Source organism: Streptomyces sp. NPDC088707 (genome assembly GCF_044752725.1).
Lineage (GTDB): Bacteria > Actinomycetota > Actinomycetes > Streptomycetales > Streptomycetaceae > Streptomyces.
In genome coordinates, this window is sequence record NZ_JBIVLV010000006.1 from 498,157 (window position 1) to 521,793 (window position 23,637).

The window sequence follows — 23,637 nt, forward strand, 5'->3', positions numbered from 1 at the left end:
CTCGGTGGAGATGGCGGGAATCGAACCCGCGTCCAACGGTACGGAAACAGGGCTTCTCCGTGCGCAGTCCGCTACGAGTTTCTCAGCCCCGGAGATCACGCGGACAAGTCTCCGACGGGCTCAGTCACTGTTTGATTTCCCTCTCACCCCCGTGACCGGGGCGAGAGGTTTAGATCCCTAAATGACGCCAGGATCCGGGTCGGGACCACCCCCGGGCTGACGCTCCTCACAGAGGCTTCTTGTCGTTACCTAAAATTAGGCAGCGAGGGCGAAGCGGGAGTTATCGCTCTTGGAGTTGGCGATTATTGGTTGCGACATATGGTTAACGAGATCATTGCCGCTTCCTCGGCACGCTTCCCCTGCATCGGTATCCGCTGTCGAAACCGATCATCCCCATGTTGATTTTTCAAAGTGCGCACCCTTGCGAGGTGGGCACGACCCATCGTACGTGACCGACGGGCACTGTCGCCAGCGTATTACCCGCGACCGCGCCGCTAGCCGGCCTGCGCCGCCCGCTGCTTGCGCTTGGCCGCCGCGATGGCCCGGTTCGTCTCGCGGGTGTCCTGCTTCTCGCGCAGGGTCTGACGCTTGTCGAACTCCTTCTTTCCCTTGGCGAGCGCGATCTCGACCTTGACCCGGCCGTTCAGGAAGTACAGCGCGAGGGGCACGATCGTGTGACCCGTCTCCTGCGACTTCGCCTCCAGCTTGTCGATCTCCTCGCGGTGCAGCAGCAGCTTGCGCTTCCGCTTCGCCGAGTGGTTGGTCCAGCTGCCCTGCATGTACTCGGGCACATGGATGTTGTGCAGCCACGCCTCGTGCCGGTCGATCTGCACGAAGCCGTCGACCAGCGAGGCGCGGCCCATCCGCAGCGACTTCACCTCGGTGCCCATGAGCACCAGACCGCACTCATAGGTGTCGACGATGTGGTAGTCGTGGCGCGCCTTCTTGTTCTGCGCGATGATCTTGCGCTCGGGCGCCTTGTCCTGGTTCTTCTTCGCAGGCTTGCCCTGCACGTTCACGAGTCCCTTTGCCATAGTGCGGTCATTTTCGCACTACGAGCCCCCTCCGAGGCCACTCAATACCGTCTTCGCCCGTTCTTCCGCCCGTTCCCCGGCGGTCAGGTCGGGGGTGATGCCCCGGCCGTCGACGGCGTGCCCGGCCGGGGTGCGGTAGTGGCCGACGGTCAGCTCGGCGACGGAGCCGTCCGGCAGGGCGCTCGGCATCTGGACCGAACCCTTGCCGAAGGTGCGGGAGCCGACCGTGACGGCCCTGCCCCGGTCCTGGAGGGCTCCGGTGAGCAGCTCGGCCGCGCTCATGGTGCCGCCGTCGATCAGCGCCACCAGGGGCCTGCCGGTGTCGCCGCCGCCCTCCGCGTACACGGCGCGCTGCTCGCCCTCCACGTCGTACGTGGCGACCAGACCGCCGTCGAGGAAGGCGGAGGCGGCCACGGCGGCCTCGGCGACCAGGCCGCCGGCGTTGCCCCGCAGGTCCAGGAGGACGCCGGCGCCGGCCGGGGCGGCCCGTACCGCGTCCCGCACGCGCGTGCCCGCGCCCTTGGTGAAGGCGGCGACCCGGATCAGCAGGGTCCCGTCGTCGAGGCGCCGGACGGTGACGGGGTCCGTGGCGAGCCTGGCCCGGCGCAGCATCTGGGTCCAGGCCGCGCGGCCGCGCTCGACCCGGAGGGCGACGGTGGAGCCGGGGACGCCGTCGCCGCGCAGGAGGGCGACGACCTCGGAGACCGAGAGCCCGTCGACCGGGCGGCCGTCGACGGAGACGAGCCGGTCGTCGGCCCGCAGCCCGGCCCGCGCGGCGGGGCCGCCGCTCTGCACCCGGGTCACCCGGACCCTGCCGTCGGCGGCCCGGCCGGCGGAGAGCCCCACACCGGTGTAGGTGCCGTCGAGGGCCTGCTCGAACTCGGCGTACTCCTTCTTGTCGTACACCGCGCCCCAGCGGTCTCCGCTGCGGCTGACGAACTCCTCGGCCGCCTGCTTGCCCGACTTGCCGTCCGCCATGGCGTCGGCCGCGGCGCGGTTCAGGGCGGCGCTGTCGACCGTCTCGGAGTCCCGGGACCCCTCCCCCGCGCGCAGGGTCGCCCCCGTGCGTCCGACGGCGGACTCCTGCCGGGGCAGCGAGCCGGTGGCGGCGGCGGTGGCAAGCACCCCGGTGAACACCAACGTCAGGGCGGCCCCACGGAGCACTCCGCGGGGCCGGATACAGAGATGGTCGGTGCCGGCCGGCATGGCGCCCACTCTAGGACAAGGCAAGGGCGCCGCACGGGCTTTGCCCGTACGACGCCCTTCACCGTCCGCGGTGTCTTCTCACACCTTCAGGTACTTGCGCAGCGCGATGAAAGCGGCCACGGCGGGCATCAGCAGCCCGATGGCGATCACCAGCGGCAGCTTGGCGAGGACGGCGTCCCAGCCGATGAAGTTGACGAGCTGCATCTTCTCCGCGAGCGCGATGCCGTGGTCGATGAGGAAGTACCGGCCGACGAGCAGCAGCACACAGGCGACCGCACCCCCGAGGAGACCGGCGAACGCCGCCTCCATGATGAACGGCATCTGGATGTAGAAGCTGGACGCGCCGACGAGCCGCATGATCCCGGTCTCGCGGCGCCGGCTGAAGGCCGAGACGCGGACCGTGTTGACGATCAGCATCAGCGCGATGACCAGCATCAGCCCCATGACACCGAGGGCGGCGATGTTCATGCCGTTCATCAGGTCGAAGAGGTTCTGCAGGATGCCCCGCTGGTCCGCGACCGACTCGACGCCGTCCCGGCCGGCGAAGGCGGTGGCGACCACCTTGTACTTCTCCGGGTCCTTGAGCTTGACCCGGAACGACTCCTGCATCTGGTCCGGCGTCACGACGGAGGCGATGGCGGTGTCGCCGTACTGCTCCTTGTACCGCTTGAACGCCTCGTCGGCCGTCTCGTGCAGGACGGTGTCGACGATGTCCATCTTCTCCAGATCGGCCTTGATCTGTTCCTTCTGCTGCGCCGTGACCGCGCCCTTGGCGCACTTGGCCGCCGAGGCCGCGTCGGCCTTGTTGCAGAGGAAGATGGAGACGTTGACCTTGTCGTACCAGTAGTCCTTCATCGTGCTGACCTGCTCGCGCATGAGCAGCGCACCGCCGAACAGGGCGAGCGAGAGGGCCACGGAGACGATGACGGCGAACGTCATCGTGAGATTGCGCCGGAGACCGACGCCGATCTCGGAGAGCACGAACTGAGCGCGCATGGTGTGTTGAGTCCCCTACCTGCTCAGTGCTGGTAACCGTAGACGCCGCGGGCCTGGTCGCGGACGAGGCGGCCCTTCTCCAGCTCGATGACGCGCTTGCGCATCTGGTCGACGATGTTCTGGTCGTGGGTCGCCATGACGACGGTGGTCCCTGTCCTGTTGATGCGGTCGAGCAGCTTCATGATGCCGACCGAGGTCTGCGGGTCGAGGTTGCCGGTGGGCTCGTCGGCGATCAGCAGCATCGGGCGGTTGACGAAGGCCCGGGCGATGGCGACGCGCTGCTGCTCACCACCGGAGAGCTCACCCGGCATCCGGTCCTCCTTGCCGCCGAGCCCGACCAGGTCGAGCACCTGCGGCACGGCCTTGCGGATCTCGCCGCGCGGCTTGCCGATGACCTCCTGGGCGAAGGCCACGTTCTCGGCGACGGTCTTGTTGGGAAGGAGGCGGAAGTCCTGGAAGACGGTGCCGAGCTGACGCCGCATGTGCGGCACCTTCCAGTTGGAGAGCCGGGCCAGGTCCTTGCCGAGGACGTGCACCTGGCCTTGGCTGGCGCGCTCCTCACGGAGGAGCAGCCGCAGGAAAGTCGACTTTCCGGAGCCGGACGAACCGACGAGGAAGACGAACTCCCCCTTCTCGATCTCCAGGGATACATCCCGGAGCGCGGGGCGGTTCTGCTTCGGATAGGACTTGGAGACGTTGTCGAATCGGATCACGGATGCACCACGGTCGGCCGGGAGTAGGTGTGCGTGACCTTACGCGACCGGGGAAGACCCGCGCAGTCGCGGTTCCGGCTTGCGACGTTTATCCTTTTCGCCCTCGCGGACGAAACGGTCGCGATCCGGTGGGGCGCGCCGAAACGCCGTCGAGCTGGCACAGTGGTAGGGGGAACGTCCGGACCCCGTCGGACGTTGTCCTGGTGTGAAACCCAGTGCGGGAGGAGGAGAGCGCATGACCTACGACCGACTGGTGTGCGCCAACTGCGCGGCCCCGGTCGCCGAGGGCCGCTGCCCCGTCTGCCGCGCGAACCGGGAGCGACTGACCCCGCAAGGCGGTCTCTCGCCCGCGATGCTGCTGACGCTGGCGATCGCCCTGCTGGCTGCGATCGCCCTGCTCGCGGCGGTCCGTACGGTCTAGCGGGACCGCACGGCGTCCACACGAGCCGGAGCCACGAGGACATGGGAAAGGGCCGGGGAGATGCTCCCCGGCCCTTCCTCATGCTCGGTACGTCATACGCCGTACGGATCCGCGCTCACGGCGGGATCAGACGGCGGCGCGGCCTCCGCCGACGAGACGCGGCAGCATACGGAAGCCGATGCCACCGGCGATCATGGTCGCGGCGCCGATGATCAGGAACGAGGTCTCGGCCGCACCGGTCTCGGCGAGCTCCTCCTTCGCCTGACCCTGCTGCACGGGCTGCGAGCCGGCGTTGTTGGTGTCGGTGTTGCTGTTGCCGCTGTCCACGCACTCGGCGCCGTCGAGGTCGACGGTGCAGGTGCCGGCGTCACCGTTGTCGGTGTTGCCGCCGTCCTCGTCGGTCGGCGGCTGCGTCTCGCCCGGACCGTCCGTGTCACCCGGCTCCGGCTCGGTCGGCGGCTCGGTGACCGGCGGCTCCGTCGCCGGAGGCTCGGTGACCGGAGGCTCGGTGGTGGGCGGCTCCGTCGTCGGGGGCTCCGTGGTCGGAGGCTCCGTCGTGGGCGGCTCGGTGGTCGGAGGCTCCGTGGTCGGAGGCTCGGTGGTGGGCGGCTCCGTCGTCGGGGGCTCCGTGGTCGGAGGCTCCGTGGTGGGCGGCTCGGTGGTCGGAGGCGTCGTCTCCTCGCAACCGGCAGTCCCGGGAATGCACGTGGGCGTCGGGTCCGGCTCGCCGAAGGCGCCCACGGCCTGAGCCGCACCCGCCGCCGTCAGCGACGCACCGGCCGCGATCACCGCACCGGCGGCGATGCGCGCGATACGGACTCGCATCTGCTTGGTCATCTGGCTGCTACCCCCAGTAGCTCATCTCGTCATGGGGCAGCGCTCGGGGCACGCGGCAGAGGCGGCTCACTACTGGGCTCGCCCCCGTTCGCACGCGCCCCAGAAATGCGCATGCCAGTACGCCACCCTTCCGAGTTTCCGATGAAGCGTCAAGGTCGTTGCGCGTGCGATGCCCGAAAGATCACCACGTGTCCCACATGCGACGATGCAACTGTGACGTAAACCCAGAACTCCGGGTCCCGCGCCGCCAGTTCCCTTGTCGACAAAGCTCCCCGACGCCCCCGTTTCCGCTTGCGTCAGCGAATCCGCTGACCGGACGGAGGCCATCGCGCAGAACGACGAGGGCCCACACCAGAACGACGAGTGGCCCCGCACCAGAACGACGACGGGCCCCGCACCAGAACGACGACGGGCCCCGCACCAGGACGGTGCGGGGCCCGAACGTGCCGTGTTCCGGGGTTACTTGTCCTGCTGCTTGCGCCAGCGGATGCCCGCCTCGAGGAAGCCGTCGATCTCGCCGTCCAGAACGGACTGCGGGTTGCCGACCTCGAACTCCGTACGGAGGTCCTTGACCATCTGGTACGGGTGCAGGACGTACGAGCGCATCTGGTTGCCCCAGGAACTGCCGCTGTCCTTCAGAGCGTCCATCCTGGCCCGCTCCTCCTGGCGCTGGCGCTCCAGGAGCTTGGCCTGCAGGACGTTCATGGCGCTGGCCTTGTTCTGGATCTGCGAGCGCTCGTTCTGGCAGGAGACGACGATGCCGGTCGGGAGGTGCGTGATGCGCACGGCCGAGTCGGTCGTGTTGACGCCCTGGCCGCCGGGGCCCGAGGCGCGGTAGACGTCGACGCGCAGCTCGGACTCGTCGATCTCGACGTGGTCGGAGGACTCGACGACCGGCAGGATCTCGACACCGGCGAAGGAGGTCTGGCGACGCCCCTGGTTGTCGAAGGGCGAGATGCGGACCAGGCGGTGGGTGCCCTGCTCGACGGAGAGCGTGCCGTAGGCGTACGGCGCCTTCACCACGAAGGTGGTCGACTTGATGCCGGCCTCCTCCGCGTACGAGGTCTCGTAGATCTCGGTCGAGTAGCCGTGGCGCTCCGCCCAGCGCAGGTACATGCGCTGGAGCCGCTCGGCGAAGTCGGAGGCGTCGACGCCACCGGCCTCGGCGCGGATGTTGACCAGGGCCTCGCGCTCGTCGTACTCGCCGGACAGGAGGGTGCGGACCTCCATCTCGTCGAGGGCCTTGCGCACGGAGCCGAGCTCCGTCTCCGCCTCGGCGAGGGTGTCCGGGTCGTCCATCTCCTCGGCGAGCTCGAAGAGCACCGCGAGGTCGTCGATGCGCCCGCGCAGGGTCTCGGCCTTGCGGACCTCGGCCTGCAGGTGCGAAAGCTTGCTCGTGATCTTCTGCGCCGCCTCCGGGTCGTCCCACAGGGACGGGGCCGCGGCCTGCTCTTCGAGCACGGCGATGTCGGCCCTCAGCTTCTCGAGGTCCAGGACGGCCTCGATCGACCCCATGGTCGAGGAGAGGGACTTCAGCTCTTCGGATACATCGACGACTGCCACGCGTCCAGCGTAACGGCTCGCCGCCGCTGTTACGGCAGTGAGGACTGCTTGGAGTCCTGCGGTGGGGTGTCGGCGTCCCCCGAGGCCGCCAGGTAGCCGCCCGCGCCGAGGGCGCCGGCGGCCACCACGGCCGCGAGGGTGAGGGTGATCCGGCGCTTGCGGACCGCCTCGGCCTTGTGCCGGGCCGAGCCGGGTCTGCGGCCCCCCGAGGGGCGCGGGGCGCGGGCCGTGCCCAGGGGGCCGCCGGAGAGCTCGTCGGGGGCCGGGACGCGCATGGAGGTGTGGGTGTCGCGGTTGGAGTCGGCGGAGGCGCCGGGGACGAGCGGGACGGCGGCCCGGCGCGGACCGGGCTCCCCCGCACCCGTACCCGGCGCGTAGGCGTCTTCCTCGTACGGCTCCGGCGCCGGCTCCGCGTCCGGCTCGTCCACGTCGAGCGGCGGGATGCCCTTGAGCAGCGGCAGGACGTCCCTGAGGCGGGTGGCGAGCTCGGAGGCGCGCAGCCGGGAGGCCGGGGCCTTGGCCAGGCACTGCACGACCAGCTGCCACAACTCCTCGGGGATGCCGGGCAGCGGGACGACGGTCTCGGTGACGTGGCGCCGCAGCACGGCGCCGGGGTGGCCGCCGCCGAAGGGGGTGAAGCCGGCGAGCAGCTCGTACAGGACGGTCGCGAGGGCGTAGATGTCGACGGCGGCGCGCGGCGGGAGGCCCTCGACGATCTCGGGGGCGAGGTAGTCGGGGGTGCCGATGATCCGGGTGGCCTTGGTGCGGCCCGGCGTGTCGATCAGCTTGGCGACGCCGAAGTCGGTGAGCAGGGCGGGGTGCGCGCCGCCGGGCCCGAGCGGTCCCTCCATGTCGAGCAGGATGTTCTCCGGCTTGACGTCCCGGTGGACGATCCCGGCGGCGTGCGCGGCCGCGAGGGCGTCGGCGACGTCGGCGACGATCGCGACGGCGGCCTCGGGGGCGAGCCTGCGTTCCCGGTCGAGGCGGGTGCGCAGGTCGGTACCGCGCACCAGGTCCATGACGAGGGCCAGATCGTTGCCGTCGACGACGAGGTCGCGGACCTTGACCACGCGGGGGTGGTCCAGACCGAGCAGGGCGGTCCGCTCCTGGACGAAGCGGCCGACGAGCTCCTGGTCGGACGCCAGGTCCTCGCGCAGCAGTTTGACGGCGACGGGCCCCTCGGGCCCCTCGCCGAGCCACACCGTTCCTGCACTGCCCCGCCCCAGGATCTGGTGGGTGGTGTAGCGGCTGCCGATGTTCCGTGCCAAGACTGCTCCCTCAGCGGCTGCGGTTCGCGTGCAAAGTTACGCGTCCGCAGCCGCCGGACGTCACTTCCGAGGGGAAATCACCCCTCGGAAGTCGATAAATCGGCAGTATTGCGTCGTCCTACGGGGTCACTGACCGGTCGTACCGCCGGTAGCACCGGTGGAGTCGGTGGCCTCGCCGATCTTGGACACCCAGTCGGTCACCTTCGAGATGCCGTCGCCGATGGCCTCCCAGTAGCCCTTGCCCTCGGCGATCCAGTCCTGCAGCGGGGTCAGCTCCCAGACGAGCCAGCCCGCGACCACGAACAGCACGATCATGACCAGGCAGCCCTTGAGGCAGCCGAGGCCGGGGATCCGCACCGGGTTGGCGCTGCGCTGGCGCGGCGGACGCGGCTCGCGCGGAGCCGGGGCCTGGGGCGGCGGCTGCGGCGGGGTGTACTGCTGCTGGGGCTGGGCGTACTGCTGCGGCGCGGGCGGCGGCGCGTACTGCTGCGGCTGGTGCTGCTGCTGATGCTGCGGCGGGTACGGCTGCTGCGGCCGCTGCTGCGCGGGACGCTGCTGCTGATACGGCTGCGGCGGCTGCTGCCCGTACTGCCCCTGCTGGCCCTGCTGGCCCTGCTGCCCGTACTGGCCGGGCCGCTGGTCCTGCGGAGGCTGCTGGCGCTGCGGGCGGCGGCGCAGCGGGTCCTGGCTCGGGTCCAGGTACTGCACCTGCGTCTGCTCGTTGCGGTCACGGGCCGCGCGGAGCTGACTCTGCCAGGGGTGCGGCTCCTCGGACTGCGCGCCCTGCCCGGACTGCGGCGGCTGCGGCGGTACGGGGGGCATGACGGCCGTCGGGTCGGCGGCGCCCGCCGAGCCGCTGGTCGGCATGACGCTCGTCGCGCCCGCGGGGTCGTACCGCGGCGGCATCCCGGCGCCGCTGGGCAGCACCTGGGTGGGGTCGGCGGCCCCCGCCGCGGGGGTCTGCGGGACCGGCGCGGGCGCCGGGTCCGGGGCGAGGAGCGCGCCGACGCCCTCGGCCGCTTCGATCTGGGCGGGCGTGGAGTGCACGCCGATGCCGGCGGCGACCGCGCGCAGACCGCGCGCGAGGTTCACCGCGCTCGGCCGCCGCTCCGGGTCCTTGCTGAGGCAGCGCTCTATGACCGTCCACAGCGGCCCGGGCACGGTCGAGGGCCTGCGGGGCTCCTCGCTGAGGTGCCGGTGGAGGACCTCGAGGGCGGTGCCGCCGGCGAACGGGGGCCGGCCGGTGACCAGCTCGTAGAGCAGGATGCCGGCGCCGTAGATGTCGACGGCGGAGGTCTGCGGGCGGCCCTCGGCGGACTCCGGCGCCACGTACGCGGGCGTGCCGACGAACTCGTGGGTGCGGGTCAGGCCCGGGGAGTCCGCGAGGCGCGCGATGCCGAAGTCGGTGAGCATCGGGTGCATCTGGCCGCCCTGCTCGGCGAGCAGGACGTTGGCCGGCTTCAGGTCGCGGTGGACGACGCCGTCGGCGTGGCTGGCGGCGAGCGCGTCGGCGATCTGGGCGGTCAGGAGGGCGGCGGCGACCGGGGTGAGCGGGCCGCTGTCCCGGATGTACCGGTGCAGGTCGGGGCCCTCGACGAGGTCCATGACGAGCGCGAGGACATCGCCCTCGACGACCAGGTCGCGGGTGCGCACGATGTTGGGGTGGGTGAGCCGGAGCAGCACGGACCGCTCGCGCAGGAAGCGCATCACGATGTCCGCGTCGTTGGCCAGCTCCTCCTTGAGGACCTTGATCGCGACGGTCTCGCCGGGCTGGCCGGGCACGGCCGCCTCGGCGCCCGCCGTCTCCCGCTGGCGGGCTCGCCAGACGGTGCCCGTGGCGCCGCGGCCGAGCGGCTCCTCGAGCAGGTACTTGCTGCCGATAGGCCGCACGTCACGCGCTCCCTGCTGATCGTGGTCCTGGGGTGATCCGGTGATGCTCCCGGGGTCACTGTTCTCTGTTGTGACCCGTCCGGGTGTCCGACCCACTTTAGTGCCGCCGAACGGGGTACCGACCGGTCGTCCACAGGCCGATTCCGATTCCTGCGGCCTGCCGACGGCCTGCCATGGGCGGGCCGTCGCGTGCCGGCGCCGGTGTCGACGGGCGCCTTCGCCGGGCCGGGCCCCGGTGGGTCCGGTCTGTCCGAAAGAAGACGCTTCCGGAGGCGGGACGGTTGCCGGGCATGTTCCGAAGGCATGCTCAACCAGGCACTTTTGCGTCCACAGCCGACCATTCAAGATCACTTCCGGCCGACCCGGGGGCGGGTTGTCGGTGGCAGGTGCGAGGATGCCTCCAGCACGTCGCATCGGTGGGGTCGGGAGCCCCCGCGCCGTGCCGACCTGTACCGGGCGACGCGTCCGTGCCGGGTGGGGGGAGTCACAGGGCGGTTCCCCTGCCGGGCATCACGCAGAAGGGACCGCTGACGGCGATGCAGATCCGGCTGACCGTCCTCGCGCCGTACGCCGGCCATGGCGCCGGACGTACCTGCGACGTGCTCGTCACGGCCCCCGCCGGGACGGCCCTGGCCGCCGTGGCCTCGAACCTCGCCGCCGCCGTCACCGGCCCCGACACCTCCGCCTCGGGCACCACCGTGCTCTACGCGGGCGCGGAGCGGCTCGACGGCCGCCGCTGTGTGCTCGGCGAACCCCCGCTGGTCGACGGCGCGGTCCTCTCCCTCCAGGTCCCCGGCCCCGACGACCGCGTCGGCGAGGCCGCCGCGGCCCGGCTGCACGTGGTGGCGGGCCCGGACGCGGGCGGAGTGCACCTGCTGCACGGCGGAGCGATCAGAATCGGCCGTTCCGTGGACGCCGACGTACCGCTCGACGACCCGGACGTCTCCCGCGCGCACTGCACCGTGACCGTCGGCGAGGACGGCCGGGTCACGGTCGCCGACCGCGGCTCGACGAACGGCACGACCCTCGACGGCGCGCCGGTCGGCGACCGCCCTGTCGCCTTCCGGCCGGGCGCGCTGCTGCGCCTCGGCGAGTCCGCCCTCCGTCTGACCGGCCCCGGCGACGACCTCGGGGGTACGGGGGCGAGCGCGACGGCCCCGGACGGGGAGGGCCACCTGCGCGTGGCACCGACCGGAGGCGACGGACGGGCTGCGGCCGCGGGCGACCGGCCCGCCCACGCGGGCGTGCCCCGCACGGCCGTCGGCGGCCCCGTGGACGACACCACCCACGGCGGGACGCGCGGCGTCCCGCTCGGCGGGTCCCCGCAGGGCGCGTACGACGACCCGTACGGCCGGGGCGGCGCCCACGATCGCGGTACGGACTCCGGCGGCGCGGGCCACGCCCACGCGGGCCACCACCCCGGCCACGACGGGCCCGACGGCGGCGGCGAGGCCCACAGCAGGACCCGCCCGTCCCGCGACGACACCGCCCCGGGCGGCTCCCCCCGCGCGGGGAGCGGCAAGCGGGGCCTCGGCGCCTGGGCCAGGCGCCTGACCGGCGGACGCGAGGAACTCCCGGTGTCCGCCGCCGACCCCCGCACGGCACCGGACACCCACGCGGGCCCCCGGCTCGGCTCCGGAGCCCGGGACGGCTCCCCCGCGCCCGCGCCGATGGCCGACACCTGGCCCGACCCGGCCACCGTCCTGCTCACCGCCCTCGGTCCCGGCCCGCGGCTCTGGGAGCGCGGCCAGGACCACCCCGAATCCCTGGTGGTCCGGCTCGGCACCACGGACCGCGCCGACCTCTCCGGCGTCCCGGTCACCGTGGGACTGCGGGAGGCCGGTTCGCTGGGCCTCGCCGGCCCCGCCGACCGGCTCGCCGGTCTCGCCCGCTCGGTCGTCGCCCAGCTCGCCGCCTTGCACTCCCCCTCCGACCTGGAGATCGTGCTGATCAGCGCCGACCGGAACCGCTCGCTGGACGAGCGGCGCCGGTCCTGGGGCTGGCTCGGCTGGCTCCCGCACGTCCGTCCGGCCCACGGCCAGGACTGCCGGCTGCTCCTGGCGTACGACCGCGAGCAGGCCCAGGCCCGTACGGCGGAGCTGACCCGGCGGCTCGACGACGGTCCGCTCGGCCCCGGCTGGCCCAGCGCCGACCGCGCGTCCGTCGCCGAGGCGGCGGCCCGCCACGAGGGGCCGACGACGGTCGTGGTCGTCGACGGCGACCCCGGTTCGGCGGCCCTGCGCGAGACCGTGGCGCGGCTGGCCGGAGCCGGAGCCGCGGCCGGGATCCACCTCCTGTGCCTCGCCGAGGCGCCCTCGGCGTCCCCGGTCTCCCCGGTGGCCGCGACCTACGAGACGGCGTGCGCCGCGTCCCTCGCGTTCCGTGAGTGCGGGGCCGCCGCGCTCCTCAGCGGCGACGTGGCGACGGCGCTGCGGCTGCTCAGGACCTCCGGCGGACGGGTCGCCGGCCACGGCACGGTCGGTGTGGTCGACGCGGTCTCCGTCGCCTGGGCCGAGCGCTTCGGCCGCGCGCTCGCCCCTCTGCGTACGGACACGACGGCGGCGCCCGGCGCGCGTGCCGCCGCGCTGCCCCCGTCGTCCCGCCTCCTCGACGAGCTCGGGCTCGCCCGTGCCACGCCCGCCTCCCTGATGGCCCGCTGGGCCTCCGCCGGGGACGGCACGGCTGTCCTGGGCACCGGGCCGCGCGGCCCACTGGCCGTGGACCTCACCCGCGAGGGCCCGCACCTCCTGATCGAGGGACCCGCGGGAAGCGGACGGACGGAGCTGCTCCGTTCGATCGCCGCCTCCCTCGCGGCCGGCGGCCGCCCCGACCGGCTCGGCCTGCTCCTGGTGGACGGGGCGGGCGGCGACCGCGGCGAAGGACTCGCGGTCTGTACGGAGCTGCCGCACGTCACGGAGCACCTGGTCGCCTCCGACCCGGTGCGGATGCGGGAGTTCGCGCAGGCCCTGGGCGCGGAGCTGAAGCGCCGGGCGGAGCTGCTCGGCGACGGCCACTTCGCCGACCGCAGGGGGGCGCGCGGGACGACCGCCGCCGACCGGCTGATCGGCCAGCGCGCCCCGAGCGCGGCGGAGGCCGTGCCCCAGGGCGCCCGCGCGACCGTCCGCCTCCAGGACACGGGCGAGCTCGCGGACCGCCCGAGCGGCCGCACCCTGCGCACGGGCGACGGCACGGTCGGCGCCCTCCCGAGCGCGCGCAGCGGCCGCACGGACGGCCCGTACCCCGCGTCGGACGACCTCGGCGGCCGACCGAGCGGCCGGATCACGTACACGGGCGACCTCGACGGCCGGCCGAGCGGGCGGATCGCGTACCCCGGATCCGATGACCCGGCCGGGCGCCCCAGCAGCCGCACCCTGCGCACGGGCGACGACGACCTCACCGACCGCCCGAGCGGCCGCGTGGCCCGCGCCAGCGCGGAGGACCTGGGCGGCCGCGGCAGCGGGCGCGTGTCACGTGGCGGGGCCGAGGACCTCGGCGGCCACGGCAGTGGACGGGTGCCCCGGCCCGGGGTGGACGACCGGGGCGGACCGGGCGGCGGGCGCGTGCCCCGGCCCGGGGACGGTTCGCTCGACGAACGGCCCAGCGCCCGGACGCGGCCCGGCGCCGACGCCTTCCTGACCGACACGCCCAGCGGGCGCCTGCCGCGCCGGGACGGCGACGACCGCTCCGGCGGCCGGACCCTCCGCACCGGCGACGGCGACCTCCCGGACCGCCCGAGCGGGCGCGTGTCCCGCACCGGGGCGGAGGACCTCGTCGGCCACGGCAGCGGGCGCGTGTCCCGGCCCGGAGACGGTGACCTCGGCGGCTACCCGAGCGGCCGCGTGCCCCGACCCGGCGACGGCGACCCCGCCGACCGCTCCGGCGGCCGCGTGCCCCGGCCCTCCGGCGAGGAGACGGCCGGGCGGATCCCCCGGCCCGCCGACGGTGAGCAGGGGTCCGGGCGCGCCTCGGGCGCACCCGCCCACCTCCCCCGGCTCATCGTTCTCGTCGACGACTTCGACGCCCTCGTCGCTCCCGCGCTCGGTGCCTCCGGGCGCCCCGCCGCCGGGTCCGTCGTGCGGGCCCTGGAGGCCGTCGCGCGGAACGGTGAGCGGCTCGGCGTGCACCTCGTCGCGACCTCCGCGCGTCCCGACCGGACCGCCGACACGGAGCTGGCCCACGGGGCCCGGCTGCGGATCGTGCTCGACGCGCCCCCGGTGACGGCGGGACCGGACGTACCGGCGGCCGGGCGCGGGCGCCTCGGCCATCCGGACGGCCGGGTGACGCCCTTCCAAGCGGGCCGTGTCACCGGCCGGATCCCCCGGACGGCGACGCTCCGCCCCACCGTCGTGCCGTTGGAGTGGGAGCGGATGGGCGATCCGCCGACCCGCCGTCCGGTCCGCGAGCTGGGCAACGGGCCGACCGACCTGGCCCTCCTCGCGAGTGCCCTCGACCGCGCCGCCCGCTCGGTCGAGGCGACGCCCGTGGCCCCGCTGACCCCCGCGACGCACGGCTGACACCACGCCACGAGAGCGCCGGGACCGCCCGCTCGACCTGGTCGGCGGCGATCCCGCCGGTGGCCTTCCGCGCGCTCAGGCCTTGAGCGCCGCCACCGCCGACCGCGCCAGATCGTCCACGTACCCCGGGGGCAGCGGCGTACGGACCACGACGAGGCGCCAGTACAGCGGCCCGACGACCAGGTCGAGGGCTCGGCCCGGGTCGGTGCCCTCGGGGAGTTCGCCCCGGGCGACGGCCTCGCGGACGACCTGGGTCACGACGCCGCGCTGGGCGTCGAGCAGCGCTGCGGTGACGGCCTCGGCGATCTCGGGCTGCCGGGCCGCCTCGACGAGCAGGTCCGGGATGACCTGCGAGGCGACGGGGTGGCGCAGCGCGTGCGAGGCCACCTGGAGGAGCGCGCGCACGTCCCCGTGCAGGGAGCCGGTGGCGGGCGCAGGCAGGCCCTGGGTGGCGAAGGCCCCCACGAGGTCGAGGACGAGGGCGAGCTTGGACTTCCAGCGCCGGTAGACGGCGGTCTTGCCGACTCCGGCGCGGCGCGCGATGCCCTCGATGGACATCCGGGCGAAGCCGACGGCCGCGAGCTCCTCGAAGACGGCGGCGCGGATGGCCTCGGTCACGTCCTCGCGGAGTACGGCCGCTCCGGCGGGGGCGCGGCGTGGGGTCGGATCGGTCATGAACGGCATCCTAACCAACGGCGACGCCCCGAAGCCGTCACGACGATACGGTTGCGTTCCAACGTCGGTCACCCCTAGTCTCCCCGTAGCGACGATACGGACCCGTTCCATCGCCGAGGATGCCCGCACCCTTCGTCGAAAGCGCCCACCCGTGACCACCCAGACGCTTCCCCCGCCCCTGCAGAAGCCCCCTCCCGAGGACGCCTCTGCCCACGAGACCCGGGGTGCCTCCCCCCAGCCGGCCTCCAGCGAGGACCTGCGCGCGCTCGCCCGGCGCCACGGCCTCACCGTCAGCGGCGCCCGCCCCCCGCTGCCCGCCTACGCACGGCAGATCTGGTCCCGCCGCGACTTCATCACCGCCTTCGCGACCGCTCGGCTGACCGCCCAGTACAGCCAGGCACGACTCGGCCAGGTCTGGCAGGTGATGACCCCCCTGCTCAACGCCGCCGTCTACTACCTGATCTTCGGCGTCCTCATGGACGCCAAGGACGGCGTCGCCGACTACGTGCCGTTCCTGATCACCGGCATCTTCGTGTGGACGTTCACCTCGAACACGATCCTGGCCGGCACCCGGGCGATCAGCGGCAACCTGGGCCTCGTCCGCGCCCTGCACTTCCCGCGCGCGAGCCTTCCGATCTCCCTGTCGCTCCAGCAGCTCCAGCAGCTGCTGCTCTCACTCGCCGCACTGGTGATGATCCTGTTCGGGCTCGGCGAGTTCCCCGCCTGGAGCTGGCTCCTCGCCGTCCCCGCCCTGCTCTGCCAGGCGCTGTTCAACACGGGCGTGGCGCTCGCCCTCGCCCGGCTCGCGGCCCGCACCCCGGACATCTCCCAGCTGATGCCGTTCGTGCTCCGCACCTGGATGTACGCCTCGGGCGCGATGTGGTCCATCCAGAACCTGGCGGCGAGCGGCCGCTTCCCGGACGGCGTGGTGCTCGCCCTTCAGTGCAACCCGGCGGCGGTCTACATCGACCTGATGCGCTTCGCGCTCATCGGGAGCTACACCTCGGCGCAGCTGCCGCCGCACGTCTGGGCACTCGCCGCCGGCTGGGCCCTGCTGGCCTTCGGGGGCGGCTTCATCTGGTTCTGGAAGGCGGAGGAGACGTACGGCCGTGGCTGACCCGCAGAGCACCCGCACCCGCACGAGCCCCCGCACCCCCACACCCACACCTACACCCACACCCACCGTCGTGGTCGACGGCGTCCACATCACCTACACGGTCAACGGCGGCGGCACCGGCGGCCGAGGTGCCGCGACGGCCGCGCTGAGCCGCATGCTCCGGCGCGGCGAGAAGCAGCCGGCCGGCCGCCGCGTCCACGCCGTGAAGGGCGTCAGCTTCGTCGCGTACCGGGGCGAGGCAATTGGCCTGATCGGTTCGAACGGATCTGGGAAATCCACCCTTCTGAAGGCCATCGCGGGCCTCCAGCCCGTCGAGCGGGGCCAGGTCTACACCGACGGGCAGCCTTCGCTGCTCGGCGTCAACGCGGCCCTCATGAACGACCTCACCGGCGAGCGGAACGTGATCCTGGGCGGTCTCGCGATGGGCATGAGCCGCACGGAGATCCGCCGGCGCTACGACGAGATCGTGGACTTCTCCGGCATCAACGAGAAGGACGACGCGATCTCGCGCCCCATGGGGACGTACTCCTCCGGCATGGGGGCGCGGCTGCGCTTCTCCATCGCCGCAGCGAAGAGCCATGACGTGCTGCTCATCGACGAGGCCCTGTCCACCGGAGACGCGCGCTTCCGCCGCCGGAGCCGGCGGCGGATCGACGAACTGCGGGCGGAGGCGGGGACGGTCTTCCTGGTCAGCCACGCGAACTCGACGATCACGGAGACCTGCGAGCGGGCCCTGTGGCTGGAGGCGGGCACCCTGCGGATGGACGGCCCGGCGAAGGAGGTGGTGGCGGCGTACGAGGAGTTCACCGCGACAGGAGCCGGAACAGGGGCCAAAGAAAAGGGCAAATGAGACATTAAGGGCTACAGTGCGGAGGGATGACGAACGATCACCCCCAGCCGCCACCAGGGGCCCGCGGGGCCCGCGCCGAACCCCCCAGCCTCACCGGGTCCCCCTTCGACTCGGACACCTTCACCTCCGCCACCTTCGTCACGGTCGGCCACGGCCCCTACCTCGCCGTCGCCGCCGTCTGGCTGACCACCCGCGTCGGCATGGTGCTGCTGCTCCTCCGCGACAACCTCGGCATCGGCGGCGTCCGCCGCGAGGTGGACCTCTACCGGCACTGGTACGAGCAGTTCGCCCAGGGCACCTTCCCGCCCGGCGACGTCACCTGGCAGTACCCGCCCGGCGCGGGGCTCGTCATCATGTCGCCGGGCGTCCTCCCCTGGCTGACGTACCTCCAGGCGTTCGTCGCGCTCACCCTCCTGGCCGACGCGGTCGTCACCGGCGCGCTCGCCCGCGCCGACAGCGCCCGGCTCACCCACGGCGCCTGGATCTGGGTCTGCGGACTGCCGCTGCTCCTGCACCTGCCGCTCGCGCGGTACGACGTCCAGACCACCGCCCTCGCCGTCCTCGCGCTGCTCGCGCTCACCGCCCGCTCGACCGCCGCCCACCAGCTCGGCGGGGCGCTCGCGGGCATCGGCGCGATGGTCAAGGTCTGGCCGGCACTCGCCCTGATCGGCACCCCCCGCGGCCGTACCACCCGCGCGGCCTGGACCGCCGCGAGCGTCGCGGCGCTCGCCCTCCTCGCCACCCTCGCGCTGTTCTTCTCCGACTCCCTCGGCTTCCTGCGTCAGCAGGGCAGCCGCGGCATCCAGATCGAGTCGCTCGGCGGCACGGCCCTCGCGCTGGCCGAGGCCGGCGGCATCTGGCCGGGCAGGGTCGAGTTCCGCTACGGGGCCTTCGAGTACGTCGGCCCCTACGTCTCCAGCCTCGGCCACCTCGCCCTGCTGCTCACCGTCATCGCCTTCGGCTGGCTGCTCCTGTGGCGCGTACGGGCCCACCGCTGGACCGCCGCCACCCCGCTCGACGCGGCCCTCACCGCCGTCCTGCTGTTCACCGTCACCAGCCGGGTGATCAGCCCCCAGTACATGATCTGGCTGCTCGGCCTCGCCGCCGTCTGTCTGACCTCGCGCAGCACCGTGATGCGCCCGGTGGCGCTGCTGCTGCTCCCGGCGGCCGCCCTCAGCTCCCTCGCGTACCCCCTCCTGTACGACCACGTCGTCGCCGGCACCCCCGAGGGGCTCACCGTCATGGTCCTCCGCAACGGCCTGCTGCTCGCCGCGACCCTGCTCGCCGCCCGCCGCCTGTGGACGTCGACGGTCACCGGACCCCCCGAGGAAGCCGCGTAACACGGCCGGAGGAAGGCCGCACGGACAGGAGAAGGGCCCCACCGGACGGCCGGTGGGGCCCTTCTCACGCCGCTGCCGCGGCGACTAGCTGTGGGTACGGAGCAGCGTGCGCATCGTCCGCATCGCCACCGACAGGTTCGCCAGGTCGAAGGTGTCCGAGCCCTGGATCTCCTCCAGGGTCGTCCGCGCGCGGCCCAGGATGGCCGCGTTCTTCTCCTCCCAGTCCTTGAACCGCTGCTCCGGGCTCGACGTGCCGTTCCCGGCCGCCAGGACGTCCGCGGTCAGCGCCGCGTGCGCCGCGAACAGGTCCTCACGGATCGACGCACGGGCCATCGACTGCCACCGGTCGTCCCGCGGCAGCTCGATGATCCGGTCCATCAGGTCGGTGATCCGCAGCCGGTCCGCCAGGTCGTAGTAGACCTCGGCCACCGCCAGCGGGTCCTTGCCCGTCCGGTCCGCGATCGCCACGACGTCGAGGATCGGGAAGGCGGAGGAGAAGCCGGCCACCCGCAGTGCGAGCTGCTCCGGCACGCCGACCTCGGTCAGCTCCTCCACGATCGACTGGTACCACTCCAGGTCCGCACCGCGCAGCAGGTTCGGCAGCTGCGCCCAGACCTGCTCGACCCGCTCGGCGAAGAACTCGATGGTCTCGGTGAGCTGGAGCGGCTGCGGCCGGTTGTTGAGCAGCCAGCGCGTGCCGCGCTCGACGAGCCGGCGGGAGTGCAGCCGCATCCGGGTCTGGACGTCGGCCGGGACCTGGTTGTCGAGGGCCTCGACGGCGTCCCAGACCTGACCGAGACGGAAGACGACGCGGGCCGCGGTCTGCGCCCGGACGATCTCCTCGATCGACGCGCCCGTCTCCTCGCGGAGACGGTGCAGGAAGGTCGAGCCACCGGCGTTGACGGTGTCGTTGACCAGGACGGTGGTGATGATCTCGCGGCGCAGGGGGTGGTTGTCGACGGCCTCGGTGAACTTCTCGCGCAGCAGCGTCGGGAAGTACGCGTGGAGCAGCCCGCGCAGGTACGGGTCGTCCGGCAGCTCCGTACCGATGAGCTCGTCGGCCACCGTGATCTTGGTGTACGCGAGGAGGACGGCGAGCTCCGGCTGGCTCAGACCGCGGCCGTTGTTGAGCAGGTCGCGGATCTGCCGGTCGTTGGGCAGGAACTCCAGGGACCGGTCGAGGGCCCCGTCGCGGCCCAGCCGGCGCATGAAGCGCTGGTGGGCGTGGAGCAGGGACGGCGACTGGGCGACGGCGTTGGCGAGGGCCGTGTTCTGCGCGTAGTTGTTGCGCAGGACGAGCTTGCCGACCTCGTCGGTCATCTCCGCGAGGATCTTGTTGCGCTGCTTGACGGTCATGTCGCCCTCGGCGACGAGCCCGTTGAGCAGGATCTTGATGTTGACCTCGTGGTCGGAGGTGTCGACGCCGGCGCTGTTGTCGATGGCGTCGGTGTTGACCTTGCCGCCCTGGCCCTCGGGGCCGCCGGTGCGGGCGAACTCGATACGGCCGAGCTGGGTCGCACCGAGGTTGCCGCCCTCGCCGATGACCTGGGCGCGGACGTCCTGGCCGTCGACGCGGATGGCGTCGTTGGCCTTGTCGCCGACATCGGCGTTCGACTCGGCCGAGGACTTGACGTACGTACCGATGCCGCCGTTCCACAGCAGGTCGACGGGCGCGTGGAGCACGGCCTTCATCAGCTCGGCCGGGGTCATCTTGGTGATGCCGTCCTCGATGCCGAGGGCGGCCCTGACCTGCGCGTTGACCGGGATCGACTTGGCGCTGCGGGGGTGGATGCCGCCGCCCGCCGAGAGCAGCGAGGTGTCGTAGTCGGCCCAGGACGAGCGGGGCAGCTCGAAGAGCCTGCGGCGCTCGGCGTACGAGACGGCCGCGTCCGGGTTCGGGTCGATGAAGATGTGCCGGTGGTCGAACGCGGCGACGAGCCTGATGTGCTCGCTCAGCAGCATGCCGTTGCCGAAGACGTCACCGGACATGTCGCCGACGCCGACGACCGTGAAGTCCTCGGTCTGGGTGTCGTGGCCCAGCTCGCGGAAGTGCCGCTTGACGGACTCCCAGGCGCCGCGGGCGGTGATGCCCATGCCCTTGTGGTCGTATCCGGCGGAGCCGCCGGAGGCGAACGCGTCGCCGAGCCAGAAGCCGTACGACTCGGCGACCCCGTTGGCGATGTCGGAGAAGGTGGCGGTGCCCTTGTCGGCGGCGACCACCAGGTAGGTGTCGTCCTCGTCGTGGCGGACCACGTCGACCGGCGGCACGACCTCGCCCGCGACCAGGTTGTCGGTGATGTCGAGCAGCGCCGAGATGAAGGTCTTGTACGAGGCGATGCCCTCGGCCAGCCAGGCGTCACGGTCCACGGACGGGTCCGGGAGTTGCTTCGCGACGAAGCCGCCCTTGGCGCCGACCGGCACGATGACGGTGTTCTTCACCATCTGCGCCTTGACCAGGCCGAGGATCTCCGTACGGAAGTCCTCACGGCGGTCGGACCAGCGCAGACCGCCTCGGGCGACCTTTCCGAAGCGCAGGTGGACACCCTCGACGCGCGGGGAGTACACCCAGATCTCGAAGGCCGGGCGGGGCGCCGGAAGGTCCGGGATGGCCTGCGGGTCGAACTTCATCGACACGTAGGAGTGCGGCTTCCCGCCCTCGGTGGTCTGGAAGAAGTTCGTCCGCAGCGTCGCCTTGATGACGGTCAGGAAGGACCGCAGGATCCGGTCCTCGTCCAGGCTCGCGACCTGGTCGAGGGCGGCGTCCAGCTCCTCCAGGAGCGCGTCGATCAGCTCGGTGCCGGCGCGCTGGCGCTCCGGGGCCATCCGGGCCTCGAAGAGGTTCACGAGCAGCCGGGTGGTGTGGACGTTGTTGCGGAGGGTGTCCTCCATGTAGTCCTGGCTGAACGTCGCACCCGCCTGGCGCAGGTACTTCGCGTAGGCGCGCAGCACCATCGCCTCGCGCCAGTTGAGCCCGGCGGAGAGGACGAGCGAGTTGAAGTTGTCGTTCTCCGCCTCGCCGGTCCAGGTGGCGGCGAAGGCCTCCTGGAAGCGCTCACGGGCGTCGTCGCCGAGGTAGTCGCCGCCGTTGCCGGTCGCGACGGGCATCCGCAGGCCGAAGTCGTAGACCCAGGCGTGCGTACGGTCGGCGCAGCGCAGCTCGTACGGCCGCTCGTCGGTCACCTCGACGCCGAGCCGGTTGAGCACCGGGAGCACGGCGGACAGGGAGATCGGGTCGCCCGTCTTGTAGATCTTGAAGCGGCGCTCGCCGGGGCCCGCACCGACCGGCTCGTAGAGCGAGAGCGCGAAGTCCTTGCCGCCGCCGGTCCGGGCGAGGGCCTCCAGGTGGACCAGGTCGGCGACGGCCGCGCGCGGCGAGTGGTCGGCCTTGTAGCCCTCGGGGAAGGCGTTGCCGTAGCGGCGCAGCAGCTCCGCGGCACGCTCCTCGCCGCACTCGGCGTTGAGCGCCTCGGCGAAGCCGTCGGACCAGGAACGGGCGGCCTCGACGAGCCGGGTCTCGATGCGGTCGACATCGGCGTCGGTCAGCTTGGCCAGCTCGGTGCCGGGCTGGACGCGGACGACGAAGTGCAGCCGGGACAGGATCGACTCGGTGTTCCAGGCGGTGAAGTCGACGCTGGTGCCGTCGAGCTCCTCCTTCAGGATGTCGATGATCCGCAGCCGGACGCGGGTCGTGTAGCGGTCGCGCGGCAGGTAGACGAGGGCCGAGTAGTAGCGGCCGTACTCGTCCTGGCGCAGGTACAGACGCAGCCGACGCCGCTCCTGCAGGTACAGGACGCTGGTGACGACGGACCGGAGCTGGTCGGCCGGGGTCTGGAAGAGCTCGTCGCGCGGGTACGTCTCCAGGATCTGGAGCAGGTCGCGGCCGTCGTGGCTGTTCGGCGAGAAGCCGGCGCCCTCCAGGACCTCCTGGACCTTGCGCTTGACGACGGGAACGCGGCGCACGGACTCGGTGTAGGCGGCCGAGGAGAACAGGCCGAGGAAGCGGCGCTCGCCGATGACGTTGCCGTCGGCGTCGAACTTCTTCACACCGATGTAGTCGAGGTACGAGGGGCGGTGCACGGTCGAGCGGCTGTTGGCCTTCGTCAGGATCAGCAGCTTGTGCTCGCGCGCCTTGGCGCGGACGTCCTCGGGCAGCCGGCTGAAGGACGGCGAGACGGGGTGGGCGTGGTGGCCCTCGTCGTCGCCCGCGTGCTGCGGGTCGGAGCGCAGGATGCCGAGGCCGGTGCCGGGCACGGCGGACAGGGCGTCACCGTTGACCAGCTGGTACTCGCGGTAGCCGAGGAAGGTGAAGTGGTCGTCGGCGAGCCAGCGCAGCAGCTCGCGGGCCTCCTCCACCTCGGTCGGGCGCAGGTCGGACGCGGTGGGCTCGTCCGGGAGGCCCTCGGCGATCCGCAGGGCGGCGTCCCGCATCTTCTCCCAGTCCTCGACCGTCTCACGGACGTCGGACAGGACACGCAGCAGGTCGGCGGTGATCTGCTTGAGGTCGGCGCGGTCGGTCTCCCGGTCGATCTCGACGTGGATCCACGACTCGGTGAGCGCGTCGTGCGGCAGCTCGCCATGGATCTGCGCCGACAGGACCTCGATGAGCCTGCCCGTGAGGTCGCGGCGGACGAGGACCTGCGGGTGGATCACGACATGGATGCCGCGGCCCTGGCGCGAGAGCTCGTTGGTGACCGAGTCCACCAGGAACGGCATGTCGTCGGTCACGACCTCGACGACGGAGTGGCTGCTCGTCCAGCCGTTCTCCTCGACCGTCGGAGTGTGGACGCGCACGTTCGCCGTGCCCTGCGGACGGTTCTCCGCGAGGCGGTAGTGAGAGAGCGCCGCACCGAACACGTCGACCGGGTCCCGGTCGCCGAGGTCCTCCGGCGCGGTGTGCAGGTAGTAGCGCTGGAGGTACTCGAGCACGGTGTCCCGGTCCGGGCGTTCCCCGGCACCCTCCGGGCCCGTCGGAAGTCGCCCCCCCACCGGGCTGTGCTCAGCTACCCGGGCGGCCCTTTCGAGCAGCTCGGCCTTGGCTTCGTCCAGCTTGGTCTGCATGTCCTCTGACTCCTGTCGCGCGCCGTTGCGTGACGTCGGTGGAAGAAAGGACACAGCGACGCCCCGACGCGGTGATTCCGGTCGAGTACGACGTTATGCCCGAATGAGAGATGCCCGGGTCGTTATCGGCCACGGAGAGCGGCGCGCCCGGACGG

Annotated in this window: 14 protein-coding genes, 1 other RNA gene and 1 pseudogene; 5 read left to right on the top strand and 11 right to left on the bottom strand. The window is 72.6% G+C overall.

Annotated features, from left to right (window positions below; genetic code table 11):
* Positions 1-2: 2 nt before the first annotated feature.
* The 5 genes from ssrA to ftsE all read right to left on the bottom strand — a co-directional run bounded on the left by ssrA (position 3) and on the right by ftsE (position 3,949).
* Positions 3-395: a transfer-messenger RNA gene (gene ssrA, locus ACIP84_RS21235) on the bottom strand.
* Between the two features lie 99 nt (positions 396-494).
* Positions 495-1,034 carry an SsrA-binding protein SmpB gene (gene smpB / locus ACIP84_RS21240; RefSeq protein WP_051820739.1) on the bottom strand — a complete coding sequence of 180 codons (540 nt, stop codon included), beginning with the start codon at positions 1,032-1,034 and terminating at the stop codon, positions 495-497.
* Positions 1,035-1,052: 18 nt separating this feature from the next.
* Positions 1,053-2,240, bottom strand: a complete 1,188-nt coding sequence (locus tag ACIP84_RS21245) for a S41 family peptidase (protein ID WP_401799324.1) — start codon at positions 2,238-2,240, stop codon at positions 1,053-1,055.
* Positions 2,241-2,318: 78 nt separating this feature from the next.
* Positions 2,319-3,236: a permease-like cell division protein FtsX gene (gene ftsX / locus ACIP84_RS21250; RefSeq protein ID WP_355958185.1), complete on the bottom strand. Its 918-nt coding sequence runs from the start codon at positions 3,234-3,236 to the stop codon at positions 2,319-2,321.
* Positions 3,237-3,259: 23 nt separating this feature from the next.
* Positions 3,260-3,949, bottom strand: a complete 690-nt coding sequence (gene ftsE / locus ACIP84_RS21255; protein WP_030223113.1) for a cell division ATP-binding protein FtsE — start codon at positions 3,947-3,949, stop codon at positions 3,260-3,262.
* 235 nt (positions 3,950-4,184) lie between these two features.
* Between ftsE and ACIP84_RS21260 the strand changes: the two genes are divergently transcribed.
* Positions 4,185-4,370, top strand: coding sequence for a hypothetical protein (locus ACIP84_RS21260; protein ID WP_030324454.1), 186 nt, complete (start codon positions 4,185-4,187; stop codon positions 4,368-4,370).
* A 126-nt stretch (positions 4,371-4,496) separates the two neighbouring features.
* On the opposite strand, the gene ACIP84_RS21265 is transcribed toward ACIP84_RS21260, so the two are convergent.
* From ACIP84_RS21265 to ACIP84_RS21280, 4 genes are all read right to left on the bottom strand, one after another.
* Entirely contained in the window at positions 4,497-5,207 is a 711-nt protein-coding gene (locus tag ACIP84_RS21265) for an LPXTG cell wall anchor domain-containing protein (protein WP_401799327.1), read from the bottom strand.
* Between the two features lie 459 nt (positions 5,208-5,666).
* Positions 5,667-6,770: a peptide chain release factor 2 gene (gene prfB / locus ACIP84_RS21270; protein ID WP_355958187.1), complete on the bottom strand. Its 1,104-nt coding sequence runs from the start codon at positions 6,768-6,770 to the stop codon at positions 5,667-5,669.
* Positions 6,771-6,799: 29 nt separating this feature from the next.
* Positions 6,800-8,038: a protein kinase gene (locus ACIP84_RS21275; RefSeq protein WP_401799330.1), complete on the bottom strand. Its 1,239-nt coding sequence runs from the start codon at positions 8,036-8,038 to the stop codon at positions 6,800-6,802.
* 126 nt (positions 8,039-8,164) lie between these two features.
* Complete coding sequence (locus ACIP84_RS21280; RefSeq protein ID WP_401799332.1) at positions 8,165-9,928, bottom strand: serine/threonine-protein kinase; 1,764 nt, start codon at positions 9,926-9,928, stop codon at positions 8,165-8,167.
* Between the two features lie 536 nt (positions 9,929-10,464).
* On the opposite strand from ACIP84_RS21280, the pseudogene ACIP84_RS21285 reads away from it, so the two are divergent.
* Positions 10,465-14,442: pseudogene (locus ACIP84_RS21285) on the top strand (FtsK/SpoIIIE domain-containing protein).
* A gap of 75 nt (positions 14,443-14,517) precedes the next feature.
* Here the strand turns inward: ACIP84_RS21285 and ACIP84_RS21290 are convergent.
* Positions 14,518-15,117 carry a TetR/AcrR family transcriptional regulator gene (locus tag ACIP84_RS21290; protein ID WP_355968935.1) on the bottom strand — a complete coding sequence of 200 codons (600 nt, stop codon included), beginning with the start codon at positions 15,115-15,117 and terminating at the stop codon, positions 14,518-14,520.
* 151 nt (positions 15,118-15,268) lie between these two features.
* Between ACIP84_RS21290 and ACIP84_RS21295 the strand changes: the two genes are divergently transcribed.
* The 3 genes from ACIP84_RS21295 (at position 15,269) to ACIP84_RS21305 (ending at position 18,424) form a co-directional block, all read left to right on the top strand.
* Positions 15,269-16,234, top strand: coding sequence for an ABC transporter permease (locus tag ACIP84_RS21295; RefSeq protein ID WP_401799335.1), 966 nt, complete (start codon positions 15,269-15,271; stop codon positions 16,232-16,234).
* 70 nt (positions 16,235-16,304) lie between these two features.
* On the top strand, positions 16,305-17,084 hold the full coding sequence (locus ACIP84_RS21300) for an ABC transporter ATP-binding protein (RefSeq protein WP_401799412.1): 780 nt from the start codon (positions 16,305-16,307) through the stop codon (positions 17,082-17,084).
* Between the two features lie 26 nt (positions 17,085-17,110).
* Positions 17,111-18,424 (top strand): glycosyltransferase 87 family protein, encoded by a 1,314-nt coding sequence (locus ACIP84_RS21305; RefSeq protein ID WP_401799338.1) that lies wholly within the window; start codon positions 17,111-17,113, stop codon positions 18,422-18,424.
* 84 nt (positions 18,425-18,508) lie between these two features.
* Here the strand turns inward: ACIP84_RS21305 and ACIP84_RS21310 are convergent, their stop codons facing one another.
* Complete coding sequence (locus ACIP84_RS21310) at positions 18,509-23,482, bottom strand: NAD-glutamate dehydrogenase (RefSeq protein ID WP_401799340.1); 4,974 nt, start codon at positions 23,480-23,482, stop codon at positions 18,509-18,511.
* Between the last annotated feature and the right edge of the window lie 155 nt (positions 23,483-23,637).

Coding starts and splice junctions, on each gene's coding strand:
- smpB (WP_051820739.1), bottom strand. CDS start 1,034: ATGGCAAAGGGACTCGTGAACGTGCAGGGCAAGCCTGCGAAGAAGAAC.
- ACIP84_RS21290 (WP_355968935.1), bottom strand. CDS start 15,117: ATGACCGATCCGACCCCACGCCGCGCCCCCGCCGGAGCGGCCGTACTC.
- ACIP84_RS21305 (WP_401799338.1), top strand. CDS start 17,111: ATGACGAACGATCACCCCCAGCCGCCACCAGGGGCCCGCGGGGCCCGC.
- ACIP84_RS21310 (WP_401799340.1), bottom strand. CDS start 23,482: ATGCAGACCAAGCTGGACGAAGCCAAGGCCGAGCTGCTCGAAAGGGCC.
- ACIP84_RS21260 (WP_030324454.1), top strand. CDS start 4,185: ATGACCTACGACCGACTGGTGTGCGCCAACTGCGCGGCCCCGGTCGCC.
- ACIP84_RS21265 (WP_401799327.1), bottom strand. CDS start 5,207: ATGACCAAGCAGATGCGAGTCCGTATCGCGCGCATCGCCGCCGGTGCG.
- ACIP84_RS21245 (WP_401799324.1), bottom strand. CDS start 2,240: ATGCCGGCCGGCACCGACCATCTCTGTATCCGGCCCCGCGGAGTGCTC.
- ftsX (WP_355958185.1), bottom strand. CDS start 3,236: ATGCGCGCTCAGTTCGTGCTCTCCGAGATCGGCGTCGGTCTCCGGCGC.